Here is a 20231-nt window from a genome sequence, read left to right as displayed (position 1 = left end):
GGAGTTTGAACATTTTCTAATTTTTTATAAGGTGAGATTTGTCTTAAAGGAAATAATAGTAATGAGTTCATTAAAGGGGTGAAGTAGATGGAAGAAACAAAGGGGAAAACAGTTAACGAATCAAGGGTTTTTAAAACGAGCCGTGTCTTTCCGACAGATTTAAACGATCATAATACATTATTTGGAGGGAAAATATTAGCTGAAATGGATATGATTGCTTCTATATCTGCAACGAGGCATTCAAGAATGGAGTGTGTAACGGCATCCATGGACTGGGTTGATTTCTTACATCCTGTCCGTTCAACGGATTGCGTGAGCTATGAATCGTTTGTTATTTGGACAGGAAGAACTTCTATGGAAGTATTTGTGAAAGTAGTGGCAGAAGATTTGATTTCTGGTAAAAAACGTATCGCAGCAACGTCATTTGTTACATTTGTAGCACTGGGAAAAGAAAATAATCCAGTTCCAGTTCCACCTGTAATTCCGGAAACAGAAGGAGAAAAAGAACTACATGAGATTGCTGTTTTACGTGCGCAGCAACGTCATATTCGAAAAGCAGAAAGTAAGAAAATTGCAACTTTGTTAGTTGTATAAGAAATCTTAAAATGAAAAGCGGACACCTAAAAAGAGGTGTCCGCTTTTATAGTTTTTTCATCTACATATCGCTCTCTCTAGGGTGGCTAACTAGCAAAAGCAAGCAGCACCAACGATAATTAAGAGGATAAATAATACGACAAGTAACGCAAATCCATTCCCATGTGCGAAGCCCATTGCTATTTCCTCCTTTTATTTTAAGATACAACATACAATATGCAAATCCATACTTGCTTGACAGGGACAAATATCCTGTAGGCATGGATTTTTCTTGTATGTTAACGTGAAAAAAAGGAAACATATAGGAATAACGGATTTTGAAGAAAGGGTTTTATCCATGAAAAAATGTATAGCCATTCTGTTATGTATCATAGGGGTATTCATATGGATGAACGTCGATGTAGAAATGGGGAATAAAATGACGAATCAACTTGAAATATCACAAATTCGGCAGGGGAGTTTCCAGTCATTTGCAAATGGAGAAGATTTATATCGAAATATGTTTGAAGATATCAATCGTGCTAAAAAATTTATTTATCTTCATTTTTATATTGTAGGTAAAGATAAAGTCAGTCGTGAATTTTTAGAGCTATTAGAGAGGAAAGCATCGAGTGGTGTGGATGTGAAATTATCGGTAGACCGAATTGGTGGCTATAAAATTAAGAAAAAAGTGATTCAACGCTTGAAAGAGAAGGGTGTCAAATTTACTTTTAGTAAAAAACCTAAATTAAAGCATTTTTTTCATTCATTACATCAACGCAATCATCGTCGCATTGCAGTGATTGATGGGGAAGTTTCATACGTTGGTGGTTTTAATATTGGAGAGGAGTATCTCGGGAAGGATCCTAAATTCGGAAGATGGCGTGATTATCAGCTGCGCATTGAAGGAGATGGAGCAAATGATATGGAAAGGAAATTTGCAGAAGATTGGCATGCAGATACTGGTGAAAAGCTTTCTTTATATAAAGCGGCTTCTGTACAAGGAAATGCAAAATATCAGTATATATTTTCTGATGGGAAAGGATTTTGGCAAGAATATAGTGCGCTACTAAAGCAAGCTAAAAAGTCAATTATCATTGCAACGCCATATTTTGTGCCAAACAAAGAAATGATAAACGTATTACAAGAAGCATTGCAGCGGGGAGTTTCTGTAAAGATTCTTGTTCCATTTAAAAGTGATGCTCTGTTACTAAAACAAGCTGCTTATCCACATTTAAAAAAGATGTTGGATACTGGAGCGGAAATCTATCAATACCGAAATGGCTTTTTTCATGGAAAGGTGACAATAATTGACGATACAAGTGCTGATGTAGGAACAGCTAATTTTGATAATCGTAGTTTTTATATAAATACAGAGTCAGACTGTTTTATATATGACAAAGCAGTGGTTGCTGAAGTATGGGGGCGATTACAAAAGGATTTTCATGATTCTAAACGACTAACAGACAAAGATTTTGACAAAATCAGTAGTTGGGACTGGTTTTTAGCAAGGGTGGCAAATGTTCTGGCTTTCTATTTATAGGCATATATTTAGAAGAAAGGGGGAGCTATAATATGAAGTGTATGGAGGAATTAATGAGTTGTAGTTATACAATTATATGTATGATCGGTGAGCATTTGAAAAATATTCAAGATGAGGAATTACGAGATATATTCCGGCAACATTTACCCTATATGTTGCAAGCTTATAATGAGCAGGTGAACTTCCAAGAAGGAGAAAATATACAACATATGATTTGTGAGCAACTAAAGTCTCCCTTTATACAAAATGGTATAGATATGGAAAATTCAGGTGATCTCGGAATCGCTATTTCTTATATTTCAAATTTGAAAAGGTTAGCACTCAGGTTTGCTCAGGTTGCTGTAGAAGTTGCCAATCCTGAATTTCGATCTTTTCTAGAAAACTGTTTTGTGAAAATGAACCGCTATGCATATAGTGTATGGCAATATGTAGTGAAGAAAGAATATAAGATTGAACATGTATACGAAGATGAAAAGTTTGCGTAGAAAAAACAAGACGGAATAGTAGCCGTCTTGTTTTTTTGTATAAGAATTATAAACTTTTCACCATTCCCCCATCAACAAGAAAAGATTGTCCAGTCATATACGTATTCGCATCGGATGCAAGGAAGGTAGCAAATGCTGCGAATTCACTAGGATGTCCATATCTTCCAAGAGGAATAATTGCCTCATATTGTTTTTGAACATCTTCTACCGTAATTCCACGACTTTCAGCAATTGTTTCGTCTAAAGAAGCGATGCGGTCTGTAGCGATACGCCCTGGTGCAATTGTGTTAATTAAAATGTTGTAAGGAGCAAGTTCAGAGGCTAATGTTTTTGCTAAGCCTGTAATACCAACTCGGAATGTATTTGATAGTAATAACCCAGGAATAGGCTCTTTAATAGAAGAAGAAGCAATATTAATAATCTTGCCACCTTTTTCTTTCATATAAGGAAGTACTTCACGAATTATACGAACATAACTTAATAAATTGAGTTCAAATGAGCTGTACCAATCTTCGTCAGTTAATTCTTCAAATGTACCTGGTTTTGGACCACCGGCATTGTTGACTAAAATATCAATTGTTCCAAAGGTCTGTGCAGTATACGCTACAGCTTGTTTAATATTTTCTTTGTTTGTAACATCACAAACTGTATACATAACATTCCCTTTGTTTAGGGTAGCGAGCTCTTTTTGTAAAGATGCTAGTTTTTCTTCATTACGGCTGAGCAACATAACATTTGTTCCTTCTTTTACAAACTCTGTAGCAATTGCCTTTCCTAATCCTTGACTAGAAGCGACGATAAGAGCTGTTTTTCCAGATAAACCAAATTCCATATGTATCAACCTTTCTCTTCTATACTACTTTTATTATAGGTGAAAATGCTGGAAAATAAAAAATATACGACTTTGTTATCAGAAAATTTACAAACATTTACTGTATCTTTACTGTTTTCTAATATTTCCTTTAAAAAAGAGAAGTAATATGAGATTGTACATATTCTATCAAAGGGAGGATAAGCAAATGAATAAATGGGTTAAATCTTTAACTGCTACGGCACTTGCGAGCTCTTTATTTCTGGTAGGTTGTAATAATAATAATGAGGAAAAGAAAAAAGATGAAGAAACAACAACGCAGCAAGATGAAAAGAAAGATAAAGAAACAAGCGGAGATACTAAATCTTCAGATTCAAAAGAAAAGAAATAAGCTTGTTTTATAGTATATAGTAGAGCTTCCTCAATGTATGAGGGAGCTTTTTAGTTGTATATTTTTCTTTTTTGCGAAAAAATAGAGAAAAAGAGATAGTAAGGAGAACGAAGATGAAAATATGTATATTTGGAGCTACAGGTAGAGTAGGGACGGAGTTAATGAAGCTAGCATTACAAGCTTCATATCATGTTACAGTATTAGTTCGTGATTTGAAGAAGATTGAAGTAAATCATGAAAATCTACATATTATAGAAGGAAATGTATTACATGAAAATGATGTGCGTAAGGCATTAAAGGGAGCGAATATTGTTATAAGTGCTCTTGGTACAGATGGGAATGGAACGTTATCGAAAAGTACGCCTCATATTATAAAACATATGAAAGAAGAGGGGATAGAAAGGATTATTACAATAGGAACAGCAGGTATTTTACAGTCCCGAATAAATCCGGATATATATCGGTTTCAATCAAAAGAATCGAGGAGAAGAACAACGACAGCTGCGGAAGATCATCTAGCTGCCTACGTAACCTTAAAAAATAGTGGATTATGTTGGAGAATTGTTTGTCCGACACATTTAATTGATGGGGAAGCGACAGGTGTTTATCGAACTGAAGTGAATATGTTACCGGCGGATGAAGGAAAGATTACAGTTGGAGATACCGCTCATTTTACATGGTCTGTATTACATAAAAAAATATATAAAAATCACCGGATAGGCATTGCATATTAGAAAAACCATCCCTAAAAAGGGATGGTTAAAAAATGATATAACAAACAAAAATGATAATCATAATAATTTGTAAAATTGCTTTTGCTACTGTGCTGCTTAAAAATCCAACAACTGTTGCAATACCAACCATAAAAGCTTCTTTCGGTGACTTTGTATGCATGAGTTCTGTCATAAAGACAGACAAAAACGGGATAATAATGAGACCAAATGGTGGGAAGAAAAAGGAACCTACAATAATAGAAACCATTCCCACACGTTCGCCCCATTTTGTACTGCCATATTTTTTTAAGAAATATCCATTTGCAATAAAATCAGCAACGAAAATAATAATTGTAAAAATGACTTGAAGAATCCAAAAGAGGGTTGTTAGCTCCCCGCCGTTTATACCAAAATGATAAATGAAATACCCAGCCCATAAGGCAAGTATGCCAGGGATAATTGGATAGATAAAAGCGATAAATGAAACGATAAAACAAGCAATTATACAAAGAGTTAATAAGACAGTCACTCTATATCTCCTTTTTATTATCTAGTTTATGTACAGCAATTTTCTTGATTTGATGACCATCAAGCTCCAACGCCTTGAATTGAAAACCAGCGTATTCAATGGAATAGCCAGGTTCAATATTTAAATCAACTGATTGAGAAAGAAGCCAGCCACCAATTGTATCTAAATCGCTCTCATCAATATGTAAGCCAAACATGTCATTCACTTCAGAGATGAGTACTTTTCCATCAAGGACAGTGAGCTTCGGTGTACGTTTTTCAATCATTGGTGATTCATCTGCATCGAATTCATCCTGAATTTCTCCAATAATCTCTTCAATAATATCCTCCATGGTTAGCAGCCCAGCAGTTCCTCCGTATTCGTCCATTACAATTGCCATTTGAACACGGTTTTTTTGAAGATGAATTAAAGTCTTTCGAATTGGAACTGTTTCAAAGACAGTTAAGACTGGATGTATGTATGCTTCTAAAGGTTTGTTAATCCCTTTCGTTTGATCATGAAAAATTTCTTTCGTATTTAGCATCCCAATAATATCATCTTTATCTTTTTCAATGATTGGATAACGTGTATATTTTTCGGATGCGACAATTGCCATATTTTCTGCCAATGTATTCTCTGTAGATAAACAAACCATCTCTGTACGTGGTACCATGATTTCTTTAGCAACACGATCATCGAACTCAAAAATATTGTTTACATACTTATATTCGGTTTGATTAATTTCACCGCTTTTAAAGCTTTCGCCCAAGATAAGTCGTAGTTCTTCTTCTGAGTGGGCAAGTTCATTTTCCTTTGCAGGTTCTAAGCCGAACAGCTTTGTAAAGAATATGGCTGTACTATTAAGTAACCAAATGAAAGGATACATAATTTTATCAAACCAAATGAGTGGCTTGGCAAATTTTAAGGTAATTGTTTCTGCCTTTTGAATTGCAAAAGATTTTGGGACAAGCTCACCTAATACAACATGGAAAAAAGTAATGATACTAAAGGCAATAATGAACGATAACGTGTTAGCCATTGCACCAGTAATATTTACTTTTTCAAATAGTGGTCGTAGTAAATGTTCTACAGTTGGTTCACCAAGCCAACCTAATCCTAAAGACGTAATAGTAATACCAAGCTGACAGGCTGATAAATACACATCTAAGTTAGATACAACGCTTCTGGCAGCTAGTGCTTGCTTATTTCCTTCATTTGCAAGCTGGTCAATTCGGCTTTTTCGTACTTTTACAACCGCGAATTCAGATGCAACGAAAAAGCCAGAAATGAGAATAAGTACAAAAATGAGAAAGATATTTAATATGTCCAAGTGTGTTCTCTACTCCGAAATCGGAATAAAGATGTCACCTCCTGCAAGTATGTTATACTTTTATAATAAATCGAAACGAAAATAATAGTCAAAGAAAATGAATAAATATTGGCATGTTTTGTTAATTGTTCATAATTTTGTTGTTATTTTACCCTGTATATAAAAGGAATAATCCTCTGCCTTGAATTTTTAAGGGAGAAGGTCATGTGTGTACTTTTCATTTTAACATCGTTCTAGTAAGAGTGTATGATTGTCGTTTTGAATAGTTTGTTGTCCAAAGAGACTGGAGAAAAGAAAGAATGGTGTATGGGATATAAAGAAGTAATAAACCTATTGTGACAACAATGGGTGAGCTTCCTCCAAATTGAATAATAAATTGTAGCAATCCTTGCGCATGGAAAATACATTCCATATAAAAAAAAGAAAGAATAATGGAACTTAAAATAGATTTATGGTTGGAAACAAGAGCCATAAACAATGTATTCATAAGAAAGGCAGAATCCCGTATTTCATGCTCTTCTGTTTTGCTTAAAAATGGTATCCATTTTTTTATTGCTTGTATAACGATAATCATTGATGTACTAAATATAATAATCAGGGAAGAAAGGAACGGGATATTTATGTACTTTGCTATGTACAGAGAAAATAGTATAATCGAGCATTGTAACAAAACGGTACTGAATGAGTATGGGATCCAGCGTAAAAATGAAGTGTGTTTTTTAAAAGATGTTGGTGTTCTTAAGAAAGCACGACCGATTGCTAGACTAATAAAAAAGCCAACCACAAGTGTGAGTGTAAAACGAACTATGGATAAAAAGTATACTTCCCATATATAAGGGAAAAAAAGCATAGAATGTCCTTGGGTATGTGATACTGATACTACTTTTGAATTTATGATAGGTTGCGACGAGAAAAGAATGGATTCATGCATCCAATCAATCATTGGGATAGAAACGCTTGAGAGATGGACGAGATTATGAAAAATCCCAAGTAGACCTTTTAAATACGATGATTCATGTGATAATAATATGGCGGGAATAGGGCTTATGATAAGAATGAAAAGCATGCCTAATAAAAAACGATATATGCAAGAGCGAAATAAGGAAGAAGACATATGATTCACCTACTCTTTGAAAATTCAGAAAATTCTTATTCTTATTGTAGCGTCTTTTGAGGAAAGTTACAATATCTTTTTCTTTACATATTGGTATAAGCTGTGATGCTAAATAAATGCTGTATCTTAGTCTTTTTGAGTGATAAAACCTTAAGTCCATAGGTTCAGAGACAGATGTGAGAAGGGACTTCAAGATGATTGTAAGCAGGGGAAAGACTCCACCCTATAGTGAATTTCAGGATGGAGTTGGAAGACAGTCGTGATGACGTTGTAGAGGTAAAGAAATTTCGATGGTAGCACCACCATTCGCGTTATTGTATGCTGAAATTTTTCCATCATGTTTTTCAACAATAAGCTTGCTAATATAAAGGCCTAAGCCTGAACTATGTTTGTAGACATGATCTTCATATCCTTTATAATGTTTGTTGAAAATAATGTCTGCATCTTCAGTAAAACCTTTTCCGTTATCTGACACCTTAAAGATTAAATTGTCATGTTTACAAAATGTTTCAATGGAAATTGCTCCATTGTCATCTATATATTTGAGAGAGTTTGATAGAATATTTTCAAATACTTCATTTATTCTAAACGGATCAAAGGTGAAGCATTCATTATTCTGGAATAAAGAATGTATATTGAAGTTAACATTTTGTTGGGCGCAAATATAAGTGAAATTATTTTGCATATCGGAAAGGTATTCATCTATATTTATACTTTGCATATGTAGTACGAAATTTGGTCTTTCTAAATCCCAAACTTCATTTAATTCATTAATCATAATCCTTACTCGGTCAGCGTTATTAACTAAAGTTTTCATACATGCTTCTTTTTGTTCTTCTGAAATGTTTGTATAAGGACCAGAAAGCAATTCTAAATGGCCACATATAACCGTAATAGGTGTTTTTATATCGTGTGTTAGGGAGAGAATCATTTCCTTTCTTTGTTTTTCCATCGTCCACTGTACTTTTAGTGAATCTTGAAGGGCTACTCTCATATTTTCAAAAGATTGTAACACTTGTCCTAATTCATTGTTATAAGATGTGTTAATTTGGAAATCTAAGTTTCCGCTTTTAATCTTATTATTTGCTTCAATCAATTCTTTTAAAGGACGATTCAGACCTTTTGCAAATATCAAGGCAAAGATAAAGACGATGATGAGAGGACATAAAATGAAAAGAGGTAAGGTAATACAAAATGTGAAAAACATGTTATAGCTTGTTTTTTTTATTAGTGTATTTACAAGAGTGGATTCTGCAAGAGCGCTGCTTTGGTATTTCAAGACGATTCCACCGCTTACTTGATTTCCATTTAAAAAGGGTTGAAAGGTAATGCCATAAGTTTCTTTATCACTCTCTTTTTTTGAATAAGCTTGGGAGATCATTTGTATGTTTTTTGGTAAAGGATTTGTACTTGAAGCATATAAGACTTTTTTATCTTTTGATAAAACCCAGTATTCAAAACCCTCTTGAGGAATTTGTTTGCCTAGTTCATTTTTAAATTGTGGGTTTAATATATGCTCAATATTGTTATTTACATATTGCTGAATGTTGAACGATATTTTCTTGTTATAAAATGAAAACGAAAAGTAACCAAAAAGGGTGATTGAGAGCATAGCTGCAATAAACACACTTAAAGTGAAAAATATTAAAAACTGTGTTTTTATTTTGTAATTGGTAGTTACATATTTTAATACTCCCATTTATAACCTATCCCCCAAACTGTTTTAATATAGTTGTGATTGCATCCATGCAGTTGGAGTTTTGCTCGTATTCTTCTAATATGTTCTGTAATTGTATTGATATCGCTCTCACTCATATAGCCCCATACCTCTTCAAAGATTTGTTCTTTAGAGAATACTTGGCTAGGGTGTGTGGATAAAAGTTCAATAATTTTATATTCCTTTTTTGTAAAGTCTACTATTTCTCCATTAATACGAATGCTTTTTGCTAGCATATCCACGATAAGATTACTAAATTGTAAAGTAGGGTGCTCTTTTTTTTGAATCCATCGTGGATCCTTCTTTACATGTACATTTACTCTTAGGATAAGTTCCTGTAATGAAAATGGTTTTACAATATAATCATCTCCACCGACTAAAAAACCGTTCACTCGTTCTTGCTCTAAGCCCCTTGCTGTTAAGAAGAGAATGGGGCAACTTACATGTTGCCTAATCTGTCTGCAAATATCAAAACCGTTCATATCAGGGAGCATGACGTCTAATAAAATAAGTGTTAAATCAGCATGGATCTTTTCTAATGCATCACTTCCGTTTGTAGCAAAATCTACAGTGTATCCTTCTGTTTCTAAAGCAGGTTTTAAAAACGAAATAATATCTTTATTATCATCCACAATGAGTACTTTTCCATCCATTATTTTCACCTCGTATCCAACCGTTATGTATATATTTATTTTCTTTGTATATTAAAAATCTATATAGTTTTATATCCTCATACACATTGTATTATAACGTTGATTTTCTAATTTACAACGCTAAATCATAATAATTTTGAAAGTTGATAAAAAGTTGAGACTTATATGTTTTTATAGATACAGACGAGTTCATACGTTTTGTTACAATATGAAGTTTGCTTAGGAAAGGAATGAAAATATGTACGAGAAAAAAATTGAAGTTCAAAATATTAGTAAGACACTTAGCAAAAGGAAAGTCATTAAAGATGTTACCTTTGAAGTTTGTGGCGGGGATATTTGTGGTTTTATTGGTCCGAATGGTGCGGGAAAGACAACTATAATGAAAATGATAACGGGACTTATAAAGCCTGATGAAGGTAGAGTAATTGTTGATGGTGTAGATGTAAGTAACGATCGAGAAGAAGCGTTATCGGGAATAGGTGCAATGATAGAAACCCCTGTATTTTTTGAATATATGTCGGGAAGAAAGAATCTTAGAAACCTTGCGCGGTTAAATCATGATAGGAATCGAAAAGAGCAATTGGAAAAGGTAGAGGAAGTATTATCCATTGTAGGTTTGACTGAACGAGGGGACGATAAAGTAAAAGCATACTCATTAGGGATGAAACAAAGACTTGGAATCGCACAAGCGTTATTGAATAATCCGTCTATAGTGATTTTGGATGAACCTGCCAATGGACTTGATCCAATTGGGATGAAAGAGTTAAGAGAATTAATCACTAGTCTAAAGGAAAATAGAGGAATTACATTCTTTATCTCTAGTCATTTGCTAGATGAGTTACAAAAAATATGTACCAAATATGTATTTATTAAAGAAGGAAGTATCAAGTGGACAGGAGATCATGGGGCACTTCTGAATTCTGTGGGAAATGGGAAGAGCTTAGAAACTGTATTTATGGACTTGATGGCATAAAGCAAATTGCATTTATTATTACATAAGCTTAATTTTCTAAATGAATAGGAGGATTTCATGTTTAAATCTCTTTTACTATATGAATTTGAAAAATTTTGGTCGAAGAAAATGAATATAGTCTGTTTTATAGCAATACCATTAATCGTTTTGTTATCACTAAAATTTACTTTGGAATCAAATCAGTTAACAAAAGTAATGAGTCCAGCATTCAGTTCTAATTTAAACTTCCATATCACGAGTTTACAAGAAATGCTGCTCTCTGCATTTAATGCTATTGTTATCATTTTTTGTGCGTTAAGCTTTCATGAAGAGTATCGAAAAGGGAATTTAAGAAGTGTTTTTGTAAGAGGGATTTCTATTGGCGGATTGTACGTAGCAAAGTCTGTAGTTGTTGCAGTAAATATATTTTTGGTGTTGTTATTACAGCTTAATGTCTTTATCTTGGCTGGATTAGTTGTATTGCCAAAAGTACAAGAAGCCGCCTTGTTTTTTAAGGATGGACTGTATGGTATGAATGAAATTAGTTTGTACTCTGTTAAATTTTATTTATTAGCTTACATGAGCTTATTAGCTTTCTCGAGTATTGTTGAGTTTATCTCATTGAAGTGTAAATCTATTACAAGTGTAATTGCGTTAAGTCTAGGTTTTTTAGTTGCTAGCATGCTATATGTAATTGTGTTAGGGGTTTATTTTGGAAAGGGTTCTAGTATATTGGTTTTTCAAGCCTTATCGATACCTTATGTACAGTTTAAAGGAAGTGCTTCATTTGCTGCGGGAATTACCAATATGTTTATTTACAGCTCTGCTATTCTTTTTATGTTTTTTAAATTGTTATCATATAGAACATTTACAAGTAAGGATTATCTTGATTAAAAAGGGGTTTATCAAATGAAAAGGTTGATTTTATGTGAAATGGAAAGGATTTTCGCTAGAAGAAGTACGAAAATAATATTTGGGATTGCGATCATATTTCCTATCTTATTTTATTATTTAGTGCAAATAAGATGGGGGTTTGATACATATGTTGTACATGGAATAAAAATGCCCTTGAATAGTTTGAACTACTCAGTAACACAGATAACTGAGTACAATTTTCTTTTTGTCTTTATTCTGTTGCCTTTATATTATTCTGATTCTCTAAGTTCTGAAATTGATTCAGGTGCATACAAATTCGTCGTAATAAGGCCTTTTAAGAAATGGAAACTTATTATGAGTAAGTGGTTTGCTCTTATAATTATTCATGGACAGATCCTTTTTTGTACATTTACCATGTATACTTTAATTGGGTATGTCTTTATGCCGAGAGTGGAGAGTACAAGTTATTTTCATATAGATGAACCGATAGGAATGTTAGATTCATTTATATATAATATAGAGTTTTATTTCATTGTTCTATTTGTTCATATCGCATGGCTTTCAGTAATCTCACTTTTTAGTGTGATTGTGAAAAAGCCGCTTTTGGTTTCACTTGGAACTGTTGCATTATTAGTAAGTTGTATATATGTATTTAAACCCATACAAAAGATAATTTTTAATACAGATGTTATTGCTTTTTCAATTTTAGGAGGAGTATATGATCTAAATCAAGGATTACTATTCTTACTAATGATATTAGTATTTTTTAGTATGTCTCTTTGGATTTGGAATAAAAGAATAGGAGATATAGTATAAACCGAAACTTTAATCATTAAGGACTTCACCCCGTCGCTATCAAGCTAAGGTTATAGAATGACTGTTTCAGAAGAAATTTTTTCGCTTTTTCTATAAAGGGCTAGTATAAACTATTTAAAAATTCGCACTTAAAAACTTTAAGTTTCTAGTATCACCCATACGTCTATTTTCCTAGAAAAATTCATATTTATTTCTGAATAATAAAAAAATAACAAAAATATATTTACATATACAATATTTGTAAGTTACGATAAGGACGACGTACCAATTATATGGAAAAGGAGGGGAATTCAATTTTTTTGTAGATGATTTCAAAAAGTGGGGGATATAATTTGAAAAAATTACATGCATTCGTATTAACAATGGGTTTAATGACTTCAGCTGTGGTTGTACCTACTGCTACTTTTGCAGGAAGTGATGATTTACCTTATTTGAATGAAATTAAGAAAATGCAACCTGATTTGAGTACATCGGAATTAATTTCAAGTATTAATGAATTGGCAAAAAATACAGGAGATACGAAAGATGCAATTGCTCAACAGATTTATAAAGAACTCAAAGCAGATGAAGCTCAAGGTAAAAAAGAGGCAAGTAAAAAAGTAAATACATTAGGAGCTGGTGGTGGTACAGTTTCTGTAGGTAATAGCAATATGGGTGATTTCTTTTATACTAGTTCATATACTGCATATTTAAATCATGGACATGTTGGTATGTACTATAATTCAAATACAATAGTAGAATCCGTTCCAGGTGATGGAGTACGTACACTTAGTACAACAGCTCGTAAAGTGGATAAAGGTGACGCTGTTGTAAAATCTGTAAACACCTCTTGGCAAAATAAAAATGATGCTGTATGGTGGGCGAAAGATCGTGTAGGTAAAGATTCATATTCTTATAATTTTGCCACTAATAGATCTACTAGTCATTATGGCGATAAAAATTGTTCAAAACTTATCTGGTCAGCTTATCAACTTAATGGTGGTTTAGATTTAGACAAAGATGGTGGCCTTGGCGTATATCCACGAGATGTTCGTGATGCGAAAGAGACTTCAGTAATTCGTAATATTTAATAGAAAGAAGTGCAACGAAACAATTTGTTGCACTTCTTCTTGTAAGAAAGGAATATATCATAATGAAAAAACTATTATTTGTTATTTTAGGTATAATCTTGATTACAGCTTTAGTCTATTTTTTCTTTTTCAGTAACTCAAATGTGGATTTAATATCTGAGGAGGATATTCAAAAAAAAGATTTTTTGAAGGATAAACAAGCTGTGGTATACCTTTCTTCTACTGCTGATCAAGATATGGACGGTCAGGGTATTAGTTTTGCGGTGTTTATCGATGAGAACGGGAAAGCAAGAGGTTATAAAATGAATGGTTTAGAACTTGGTGGTATAGGTGTATCTGAGAATAAAAAAGAACTTTTATTAGAGAGTAAGAATAGGCTTAAGATTGTAGGAGAGAACTTTAGAGATTTTAAGGTGAAATATCAACATACAGGTGATCAGAGGGTCTATTTAAAGAAAAATGACTTGTTTGTAAACATTTATAATTCTGGAAATAATATTGAAACTGGAGGATATAACTCAAACGTTGTATATGGTAATAAAAAAGGTATTCATAAAGGGAATATTCCACATTATCTTATGAGTTCAGGGGTGGATGAAGAGACTGTTTTGATCATAACTGAAGATATAGATAAAAAAGAATACAGTTTAAAAAAGCTCACATTCAATGATTTAAAGATGAAGATTGAAGATGTTAGAGCAATTGATTTAGATAAAAATATGTCATATTCTAGTTATTCTTCTGTGTTAAGTGATTCAAAGTTTTATTATAATGTTTTAGTTGAAAATGATAGTACGGTTAAAGGAAAAGTCTATTTGTTACGTATTGATAAAACAACATTAAAACAAGAATTAATTTTGATGTCTTCCGAAGAAGACTCTACAGCTTCAATACCTTTTACAAAAAATAATTCCGCATATCTATATAACAATGAACTATATTTTATAAATGGCCTAGGTGAAGTTACTACGTTTAATACACAGACAAATTCAGTGAATATTAAATTTAAGATTGACTATCATGTAACTGATGGTGTTAGATACAATGAACAAACATTTTTCAAAGGTGATCAATTATATGTATTACGCTACGATGCAAATCGAAAAAACAAATATTATATGGAAAATTATTCTTTAAAAAACGGTAAGAAAATTAAAGAAACTGAAGTTACAGGGATGGAGGAAATTGTTAATTCTGTCCGGGGAGGAAAGTCAATTTATGCTTATGACTTTAAAGTGTTAGGTTCAAAAAATTAAACAAGTAATCTAATACAAACTCCTTTTCGCTACGTTACATTCAAAATCCCTTAATATAAATCTAAAACTCTCTTATGTGTTAAGCTGGCTAAAGAGGTGCATTTACTTTGCATTCAAAACAGCACTTGACGAAAATAAAATACATTCTATGACCTATTTTTACATGTATCTGGGATGAAAGAATAAAACAATATGGGGTACCGCCCCACATCCATCAACTTAAGGATTTAGACTATGCTCTTATGTTAATGAGAATAGTAACGTGCTTTTATGGTTCTGGTGCAAATAATATGTGGACTAGAAATAGCGGTGTAGATTCCTAACGAAATCTACTACTATGCGGTAAGGCAGAAGAGCTGAGCGATTAACTGTATTTGTTTTTGGACAGACTTCTCCCCTTGGAAAGTCTGTCCTTTTAGAATAATAGTATCAGTATGAAAAAGTTTAAAAGACTCTTTGCAAGAGTTTTCGCTTTTTTGCACCAGAACCCTATTTATTGCATGTTCAACTAGTTTTACTGATTCATAATAATGAATACTTAGTTTAGTTTTGCAACACCCTCAATAAACTAAGGTGTTTTTTTATTTGAATAAATCTAGTTTTTTTCTTTATATTGGCTGTATTCAGTATATTTTTCCGCATTATAAATTGGACTATGTTTAGAATCCTTCCAAACAAGTGAATAAAAAACTAAAACTAATAAACTACAAGAAAAAGTAATCGTAACTACCATTGGTGCTTGAGAATGAACATGAAAACTACCAAGAATTAATCCGCAAATTGCACCAAAAATCATTTGGATAAAGAAAAACAATCCAGATGCAGTTCCAGCAATATGAACAAAAGGCTGCATAACCGCTGCTTGACATGCAGGAAAAATACCACCAACTCCTATCATAAGTATAGCCATAGGCAGTAAAATACCTATCAATGCACTGTTATTAACATACATAACAAATAACATTACTATTGCTGCACCTAGTGCAAGTAAGCTTTCATACATAATTACATTATTGATTCCAATCTTATTAGAATACCTTCTAGTAAATGTAGTACCCAAAATATAACCTAAAATTACTATTGCATACATACCACCATATACAATAGGTGTTACTTTAAAAATATCTTGAAATACAAAAGAAGATGATTGTATAAAAGAATAATAAGCACACCATGCGAGACCAATAGATATGCTATAGGTCAAAAACAGCCTATGAGTTAAAAGATGCTTATAATTTTTTGCTATTGTGAAAAAATTTGTAGCACTTAAATCCTTATGTTCATTTGTTTCTTTCAATCCGAACATACAAAGCAACAAAGCCATGAAAGAGATGAAGCTTAAAATTAAGAAACCAGATTTCCATGTGAAGTAAAATTCTAAATAGCCACCAAGAATTGGAGCAATTGCTGGGGTAATAGCAATTGCAGTCGATAAATAAGTTAATATTCGAATTTGATCTTTATTTTCAAAAGTATCTTTTGCGATTACCCGAGCTAGCACAGTTCCACAACATCCACCAAGAGCCTGCAAAAAGCGCCCAATAATTAACACATATACACTACTTGCTGTTAAACAAAGTAACGTAGCAATTAAATATATACTCAAACCAGCTAGTAACACAGGTTTTCTTCCATACCTATCTGAAAGAATGCCACATACTAACGTTGAAAAAGCATAACCAATCATATATATACTTAACGTAAATTGTAACTCATTACTATTTGTATGTAGTGCCTTAACCATATGCGGTAAAGAAGGAATATACAATCCAATAGATGCTTGCGGGATGCATACAAGTGTGATCAAAATAAAAATAAGCAAAGAGTGATTTTTTTGTTTCATTTTTATAACTCCTGTTTAATTTAAATTTACAGCCTTCTTATCTTCTTGTAGAGATTTATTAACTAGCTTAGAAATATCTTCTGCTATCGCTTTAGCGTGTTTTGCAATCATTTCCATCGAGCTTGTGTAATAATAAGTTCCACAAGTTATATGACCTAAAGCTCTTAATCTTTTATCCAATTCACCATTTTGTCCAATTAAAGCACCTGAGCTAAATTCAGTTTTTAAGCCACCATAAGTATCAGTTACTGCATAACCATTTCTGATCAATGACTCAACTAACTTGCTTCCACATAATTTGTTCAGATTTTTAGTCGGTCCAGTTGCATTAATAATCCAGTCATAATTTACATACTCTCCATTATTGAATTGAGCACAAAACGTGTGATCTTTTTGACAATTAATATGTGTAATCCCTTTCCTTATTAATAGTTGCCCGTCATTCATAAATTTTAGTATTTTAATTGCATTAGTTAAAGGCATTGGATTTCTTCTACTCTGAAAAATACTATCATATTTATCAAGGTAGAGTTTTTTATCTTTCTCATTTAAAAAATGCCAGTATTCTTCAATTATTTCATTCATCGATAACAATATAGACTGCCACGATCCCTGCATTTTACTATTTCTTATCTCTGTTTCTAATCTTTTTTTTATATTTGTATCTTTATAACTAGGTGAAAATATATATTTCCACTCTAAATGTAGTACGTTAAACTCTTCTTTTATGAGTCTAGCAATATCTTTTAATGTAATTTTCCCATTTCCACTCAAAAGTAGCTGAATTAGTGAATCACGAGTTAAATACTTAAGCTTATATGGTTTAATTTCTCCTCTAACAGAAGGAAGCTCTCCCCTTCTAGATAACATATCCAGTTTTCCCACATATTCATTCTCTTTAAGAGCTAAACAGATATCTATAGCTGTTAAACTAGATCCTAAAATAGCAATTTTGGAATTCTTCGGTATGATTGACATAGTTTCTTTAAAAGGATAAGGGTTATAGATAAATTGTGATTTCCCATTCAGATTGTAAAAATCATTTAATCTTGTGCTTCCTATACATAGTAAGACTTGATCAAACTCTTTCGTTTCCTCATCACTTGTCGTAATAATATATTTTTTATCCGTTTTTAATACACTTGCTACCTCATTATATTTAATACTAACTCTAACATTTTTCCTTAAAGCTCTTTGAATACTTTTTTCAAAAACATTCTTTAAGTATTCTCCAAATAAACTTCTAGGCAGAAATTCTTCTTGTTCAAAAACCATTCTGTATTTACTTTTATACCACTCCCAAAAATGATTAGGTTTCTCCACCATAACAGACATCTGCTTAGAATCCCTATTTAGCAATAACGAACTACAATCATCTCGATAAGCGATACCTGGACCAATAGAAGCCTCTCTTTCATATATAGTAATACTTATTGGGGGCTTTGATTCATTACTTTTATTGAGATTTACTGTGAGATAATGTAATAATGAAACACCTGCTGCACCACTACCGATAATAGCTATAGACCTATTAGATTGACTCATAATAACCTCCTAATTTAGCTGAATCCCATTTTGTTTCCTCAGGTAAACTTTTTTGTATGAAACAAATTATATAACCTTAGGGCAAAGTTGTAAATGACTTTCTACTCGTAAAAACTTTCTCAATATAGAAGATTTACAAATAAAATAGTTTTAATGAGGGTGTTGCAAATTTATGAAATTTGAGATGGTGGGTGATAGAAATGATGAATTTTTTTAGAAAGCATTGGTATGATATAGGAGCAGTAGTGGCCGTTGGTGTATGTCTCTACTTATTTGTGAGTTGGGGAGAAGTATCTAAAATACAAGTGTTTTTATTGCTAAGTTTTGTAGCAATTTTGTTGCATCAATTTGAAGAATATCGTTGGCCGGGATATTTTGCCGGTCTTTTCAATGTTGTTATATTTAAGAGTGATATGCCAGATCGCTATCCATTAAATACGCAGTCTGCTATGATTGTAAATATTTTGATTGCGTATTTGTTTTATCTTCTTCCCATCTTTTTTCAAAATGTGATATGGCTGGGTATGGCACCTGTTTTTATGGGTTTTTTTCAATTTATTTGGCACGGTGTTTTTGCTAATAGGAAAGCTAAAACAATATATAATCCTGGTTTAGGAGCAGTTGTATTATTGCATATTCCTGTGGGAGGTGCATATATGAATTATATTATTTCTAATGATTTGGTTACGGTACTGGATTGGATTTTAGGGACAATTTATTTTGTTATTGCTACGTACCTCTTTATCGTTAGAGGGAATATGATGATGAAAAATAAAAAATCTATTTATAACTTTTCTAGTAAGCAATTAGGTCCTTATGATAATACGTTTAAGCAATGAAATAGAAAGTTGTTTCATATCATAAAAGTGAATCATTCATGAATAAATTATGACAAGAATATAGATAATTTTCAGAAAAATAAAATAAATCATTTATTTTTTTCAGAAAATATAATATAGTTATGGCACAGAAAGTATTTTAACATAAGGAGGCTTTTTATGAGGATAAAAGGAAACTATGTGCCAAAAAGAGAAGTATTATTTTGTTCAGCTTCATTTACAATAGGTGAAGCATTGGATCATTTAAATAAAACAGGTTATCGTTGTGTCCCGGTTTTAGATGAAAAGCAGGAGGAATTTTTAGGAAATGTATACAAAGTAGATATTTTAGAATATAAAGGATCATTAGAAGATAATTTATTACAATTGTTAAATGATAAAGAGGGTTATGTGAGAGAAGATTCTTCTTTCTTTAAAGTGTTCTTTACGATTAAGAAGTTACCATATTTGTCTGTAGTCGATGAAAAGGGAATATTCCTTGGGATTTTAACTCATAAAAAGGTGTTTGAGCTATTAGAAGATGCGTGGGGTGTTCATTCTAGTGTTTACTCCGTCATGGTTGGAACGCAAGACTATAATGGGGCCATTCAAAAATTATCTACAGTTTTGAAAAAATATAGTGGTATTCAAAGCTTGATGACATTTGATAATAATGCGTTGTTAGTACGTAGAATTATGTTTACGTTAGGTGAAGAATTTAAATCAGAAGAATTAGATTTCTTGCTAAAAGATTTAGAAGATCATGGATTTCGTGTTGTATATGTAGAAAAAATGAATAATCCGCGAGAAGTGGAAATAATAGAATAAAGTGAAAAGGCCATCTATATAATTTAGATGGTCTTTTTAGCGTATACAAACAAAAGAAGAGTTATCTTAGGATAACAAGTTAGACGTGTAGAAGTTTTCTTTAGAGATACTTTCCTAAAAGAATAAAAATGAACAAAATAAGTATATACTATTTTGTTTTTCAAAAAATTCCATATAAAAAATATGTTTCTATTTTTCAACTAAATGTGTTACTATATGTGTGACAAAAGTAAAGAGGTCTGACAAGTTAACTCCATGGTATAACACTCTAATGATTTAAATATTCAAAAAAATCAAAAATAAAAAATTATTAATTAAAGTAAGAAAAAGGGGAAATGGAGAAATTACAGAGAAAGACATTGCTTTTTGAGGGGTATACATTATCATCA

21 protein-coding genes and 1 pseudogene are annotated in these 20231 nt (G+C 32.2%); 12 read left to right on the top strand and 10 right to left on the bottom strand.

The features are described from left to right. The first annotated feature begins 87 nt into the window (after positions 1 to 87). The gene (locus tag AZF08_RS20240; protein ID WP_033673634.1) at positions 88 to 594 is read left to right on the top strand and encodes an acyl-CoA thioesterase; all 507 of its coding nucleotides are present in this window, start codon (positions 88 to 90) and stop codon (positions 592 to 594) included. 90 nt (positions 595 to 684) lie between these two features. Here AZF08_RS20240 and AZF08_RS29075 read toward each other — a convergent pair whose 3' ends face one another. After that, complete coding sequence (locus AZF08_RS29075; RefSeq protein WP_000505094.1) at positions 685 to 771, bottom strand: YjcZ family sporulation protein; 87 nt, start codon at positions 769 to 771, stop codon at positions 685 to 687. A gap of 160 nt (positions 772 to 931) precedes the next feature. Between AZF08_RS29075 and cls the strand changes: the two genes are divergently transcribed. Both cls and AZF08_RS20230 read left to right on the top strand, forming a co-directional pair. Continuing rightward, positions 932 to 2116, top strand: a complete 1185-nt coding sequence (gene cls, locus AZF08_RS20235) for a cardiolipin synthase (protein WP_033673636.1) — start codon at positions 932 to 934, stop codon at positions 2114 to 2116. A 32-nt stretch (positions 2117 to 2148) separates the two neighbouring features. Then, on the top strand, positions 2149 to 2601 hold the full coding sequence (locus AZF08_RS20230; RefSeq protein WP_033673637.1) for a spore coat protein: 453 nt from the start codon (positions 2149 to 2151) through the stop codon (positions 2599 to 2601). Between the two features lie 46 nt (positions 2602 to 2647). Here AZF08_RS20230 and AZF08_RS20225 read toward each other — a convergent pair whose 3' ends face one another. Further along, entirely contained in the window at positions 2648 to 3433 is a 786-nt protein-coding gene (locus AZF08_RS20225) for an SDR family oxidoreductase (RefSeq protein ID WP_033673639.1), read from the bottom strand. A gap of 187 nt (positions 3434 to 3620) precedes the next feature. Between AZF08_RS20225 and AZF08_RS20220 the strand changes: the two genes are divergently transcribed. Then, positions 3621 to 3803: a hypothetical protein gene (locus AZF08_RS20220; RefSeq protein WP_033673641.1), complete on the top strand. Its 183-nt coding sequence runs from the start codon at positions 3621 to 3623 to the stop codon at positions 3801 to 3803. 113 nt (positions 3804 to 3916) lie between these two features. Then, positions 3917 to 4537, top strand: coding sequence for an NAD(P)-dependent oxidoreductase (locus AZF08_RS20215; protein ID WP_033673642.1), 621 nt, complete (start codon positions 3917 to 3919; stop codon positions 4535 to 4537). Between the two features lie 25 nt (positions 4538 to 4562). On the opposite strand, the gene AZF08_RS20210 is transcribed toward AZF08_RS20215, so the two are convergent. From AZF08_RS20210 to AZF08_RS20190, 5 genes are all read right to left on the bottom strand, one after another. Beyond that, a complete protein-coding gene (locus tag AZF08_RS20210) occupies positions 4563 to 5045 on the bottom strand; it encodes a DUF456 domain-containing protein (RefSeq protein ID WP_033673643.1) in 483 nt (160 codons plus the stop codon). Position 5046: 1 nt separating this feature from the next. Then, positions 5047 to 6354 carry a hemolysin family protein gene (locus tag AZF08_RS20205; protein WP_033673644.1) on the bottom strand — a complete coding sequence of 436 codons (1308 nt, stop codon included), beginning with the start codon at positions 6352 to 6354 and terminating at the stop codon, positions 5047 to 5049. A 217-nt stretch (positions 6355 to 6571) separates the two neighbouring features. Next, positions 6572 to 7468 carry a hypothetical protein gene (locus tag AZF08_RS20200; RefSeq protein ID WP_063177352.1) on the bottom strand — a complete coding sequence of 299 codons (897 nt, stop codon included), beginning with the start codon at positions 7466 to 7468 and terminating at the stop codon, positions 6572 to 6574. Between the two features lie 235 nt (positions 7469 to 7703). Continuing rightward, entirely contained in the window at positions 7704 to 9167 is a 1464-nt protein-coding gene (locus tag AZF08_RS20195) for a HAMP domain-containing sensor histidine kinase (RefSeq protein WP_051725661.1), read from the bottom strand. Continuing rightward, positions 9155 to 9838 carry a response regulator transcription factor gene (locus tag AZF08_RS20190; RefSeq protein ID WP_033673646.1) on the bottom strand — a complete coding sequence of 228 codons (684 nt, stop codon included), beginning with the start codon at positions 9836 to 9838 and terminating at the stop codon, positions 9155 to 9157. Before AZF08_RS20190 ends, AZF08_RS20195 begins: the two co-directional genes overlap by 13 nt. A 238-nt stretch (positions 9839 to 10076) precedes the next feature. Between AZF08_RS20190 and AZF08_RS20185 the strand changes: the two genes are divergently transcribed. From AZF08_RS20185 to AZF08_RS20165, 5 genes are all read left to right on the top strand, one after another. After that, positions 10077 to 10811 (top strand): ABC transporter ATP-binding protein, encoded by a 735-nt coding sequence (locus AZF08_RS20185; RefSeq protein WP_033673647.1) that lies wholly within the window; start codon positions 10077 to 10079, stop codon positions 10809 to 10811. Between the two features lie 57 nt (positions 10812 to 10868). Continuing rightward, positions 10869 to 11684: an ABC transporter permease gene (locus AZF08_RS20180; RefSeq protein ID WP_033673648.1), complete on the top strand. Its 816-nt coding sequence runs from the start codon at positions 10869 to 10871 to the stop codon at positions 11682 to 11684. Between the two features lie 336 nt (positions 11685 to 12020). Beyond that, positions 12021 to 12482, top strand: coding sequence for a hypothetical protein (locus AZF08_RS31455; RefSeq protein WP_235604072.1), 462 nt, complete (start codon positions 12021 to 12023; stop codon positions 12480 to 12482). Positions 12483 to 12814: 332 nt separating this feature from the next. Further along, on the top strand, positions 12815 to 13552 hold the full coding sequence (locus AZF08_RS20170) for a hypothetical protein (RefSeq protein WP_033673778.1): 738 nt from the start codon (positions 12815 to 12817) through the stop codon (positions 13550 to 13552). A 62-nt stretch (positions 13553 to 13614) separates the two neighbouring features. Further along, positions 13615 to 14808 (top strand): hypothetical protein, encoded by a 1194-nt coding sequence (locus AZF08_RS20165; RefSeq protein WP_033673650.1) that lies wholly within the window; start codon positions 13615 to 13617, stop codon positions 14806 to 14808. Between the two features lie 335 nt (positions 14809 to 15143). Here AZF08_RS20165 and AZF08_RS32400 read toward each other — a convergent pair. The 3 genes and pseudogenes from AZF08_RS32400 to AZF08_RS20155 all read right to left on the bottom strand — a co-directional run. After that, positions 15144 to 15227, bottom strand: a pseudogene (locus AZF08_RS32400) (IS6 family transposase); the annotation flags it as partial. A 176-nt stretch (positions 15228 to 15403) separates the two neighbouring features. Next, on the bottom strand, positions 15404 to 16651 hold the full coding sequence (locus AZF08_RS20160; RefSeq protein WP_082246016.1) for a multidrug effflux MFS transporter: 1248 nt from the start codon (positions 16649 to 16651) through the stop codon (positions 15404 to 15406). Positions 16652 to 16666: 15 nt separating this feature from the next. Next, a complete protein-coding gene (locus AZF08_RS20155; protein WP_033673651.1) occupies positions 16667 to 18196 on the bottom strand; it encodes an FAD/NAD(P)-binding protein in 1530 nt (509 codons plus the stop codon). 191 nt (positions 18197 to 18387) lie between these two features. Between AZF08_RS20155 and AZF08_RS20150 the strand changes: the two genes are divergently transcribed. Both AZF08_RS20150 and cbpA read left to right on the top strand, forming a co-directional pair. Beyond that, complete coding sequence (locus AZF08_RS20150; RefSeq protein ID WP_033673652.1) at positions 18388 to 19035, top strand: HXXEE domain-containing protein; 648 nt, start codon at positions 18388 to 18390, stop codon at positions 19033 to 19035. 159 nt (positions 19036 to 19194) lie between these two features. Beyond that, on the top strand, positions 19195 to 19842 hold the full coding sequence (gene cbpA, locus AZF08_RS20145; RefSeq protein ID WP_033673653.1) for a cyclic di-AMP binding protein CbpA: 648 nt from the start codon (positions 19195 to 19197) through the stop codon (positions 19840 to 19842). Positions 19843 to 20231: the final 389 nt, after the last annotated feature.

The organism is Bacillus gaemokensis (assembly GCF_001590835.1).
GTDB lineage: Bacteria > Bacillota > Bacilli > Bacillales > Bacillaceae_G > Bacillus_A > Bacillus_A gaemokensis.
Note: the sequence above shows the minus strand (reverse complement) of the source record. Positions and strands in the feature narration are given on the sequence as shown.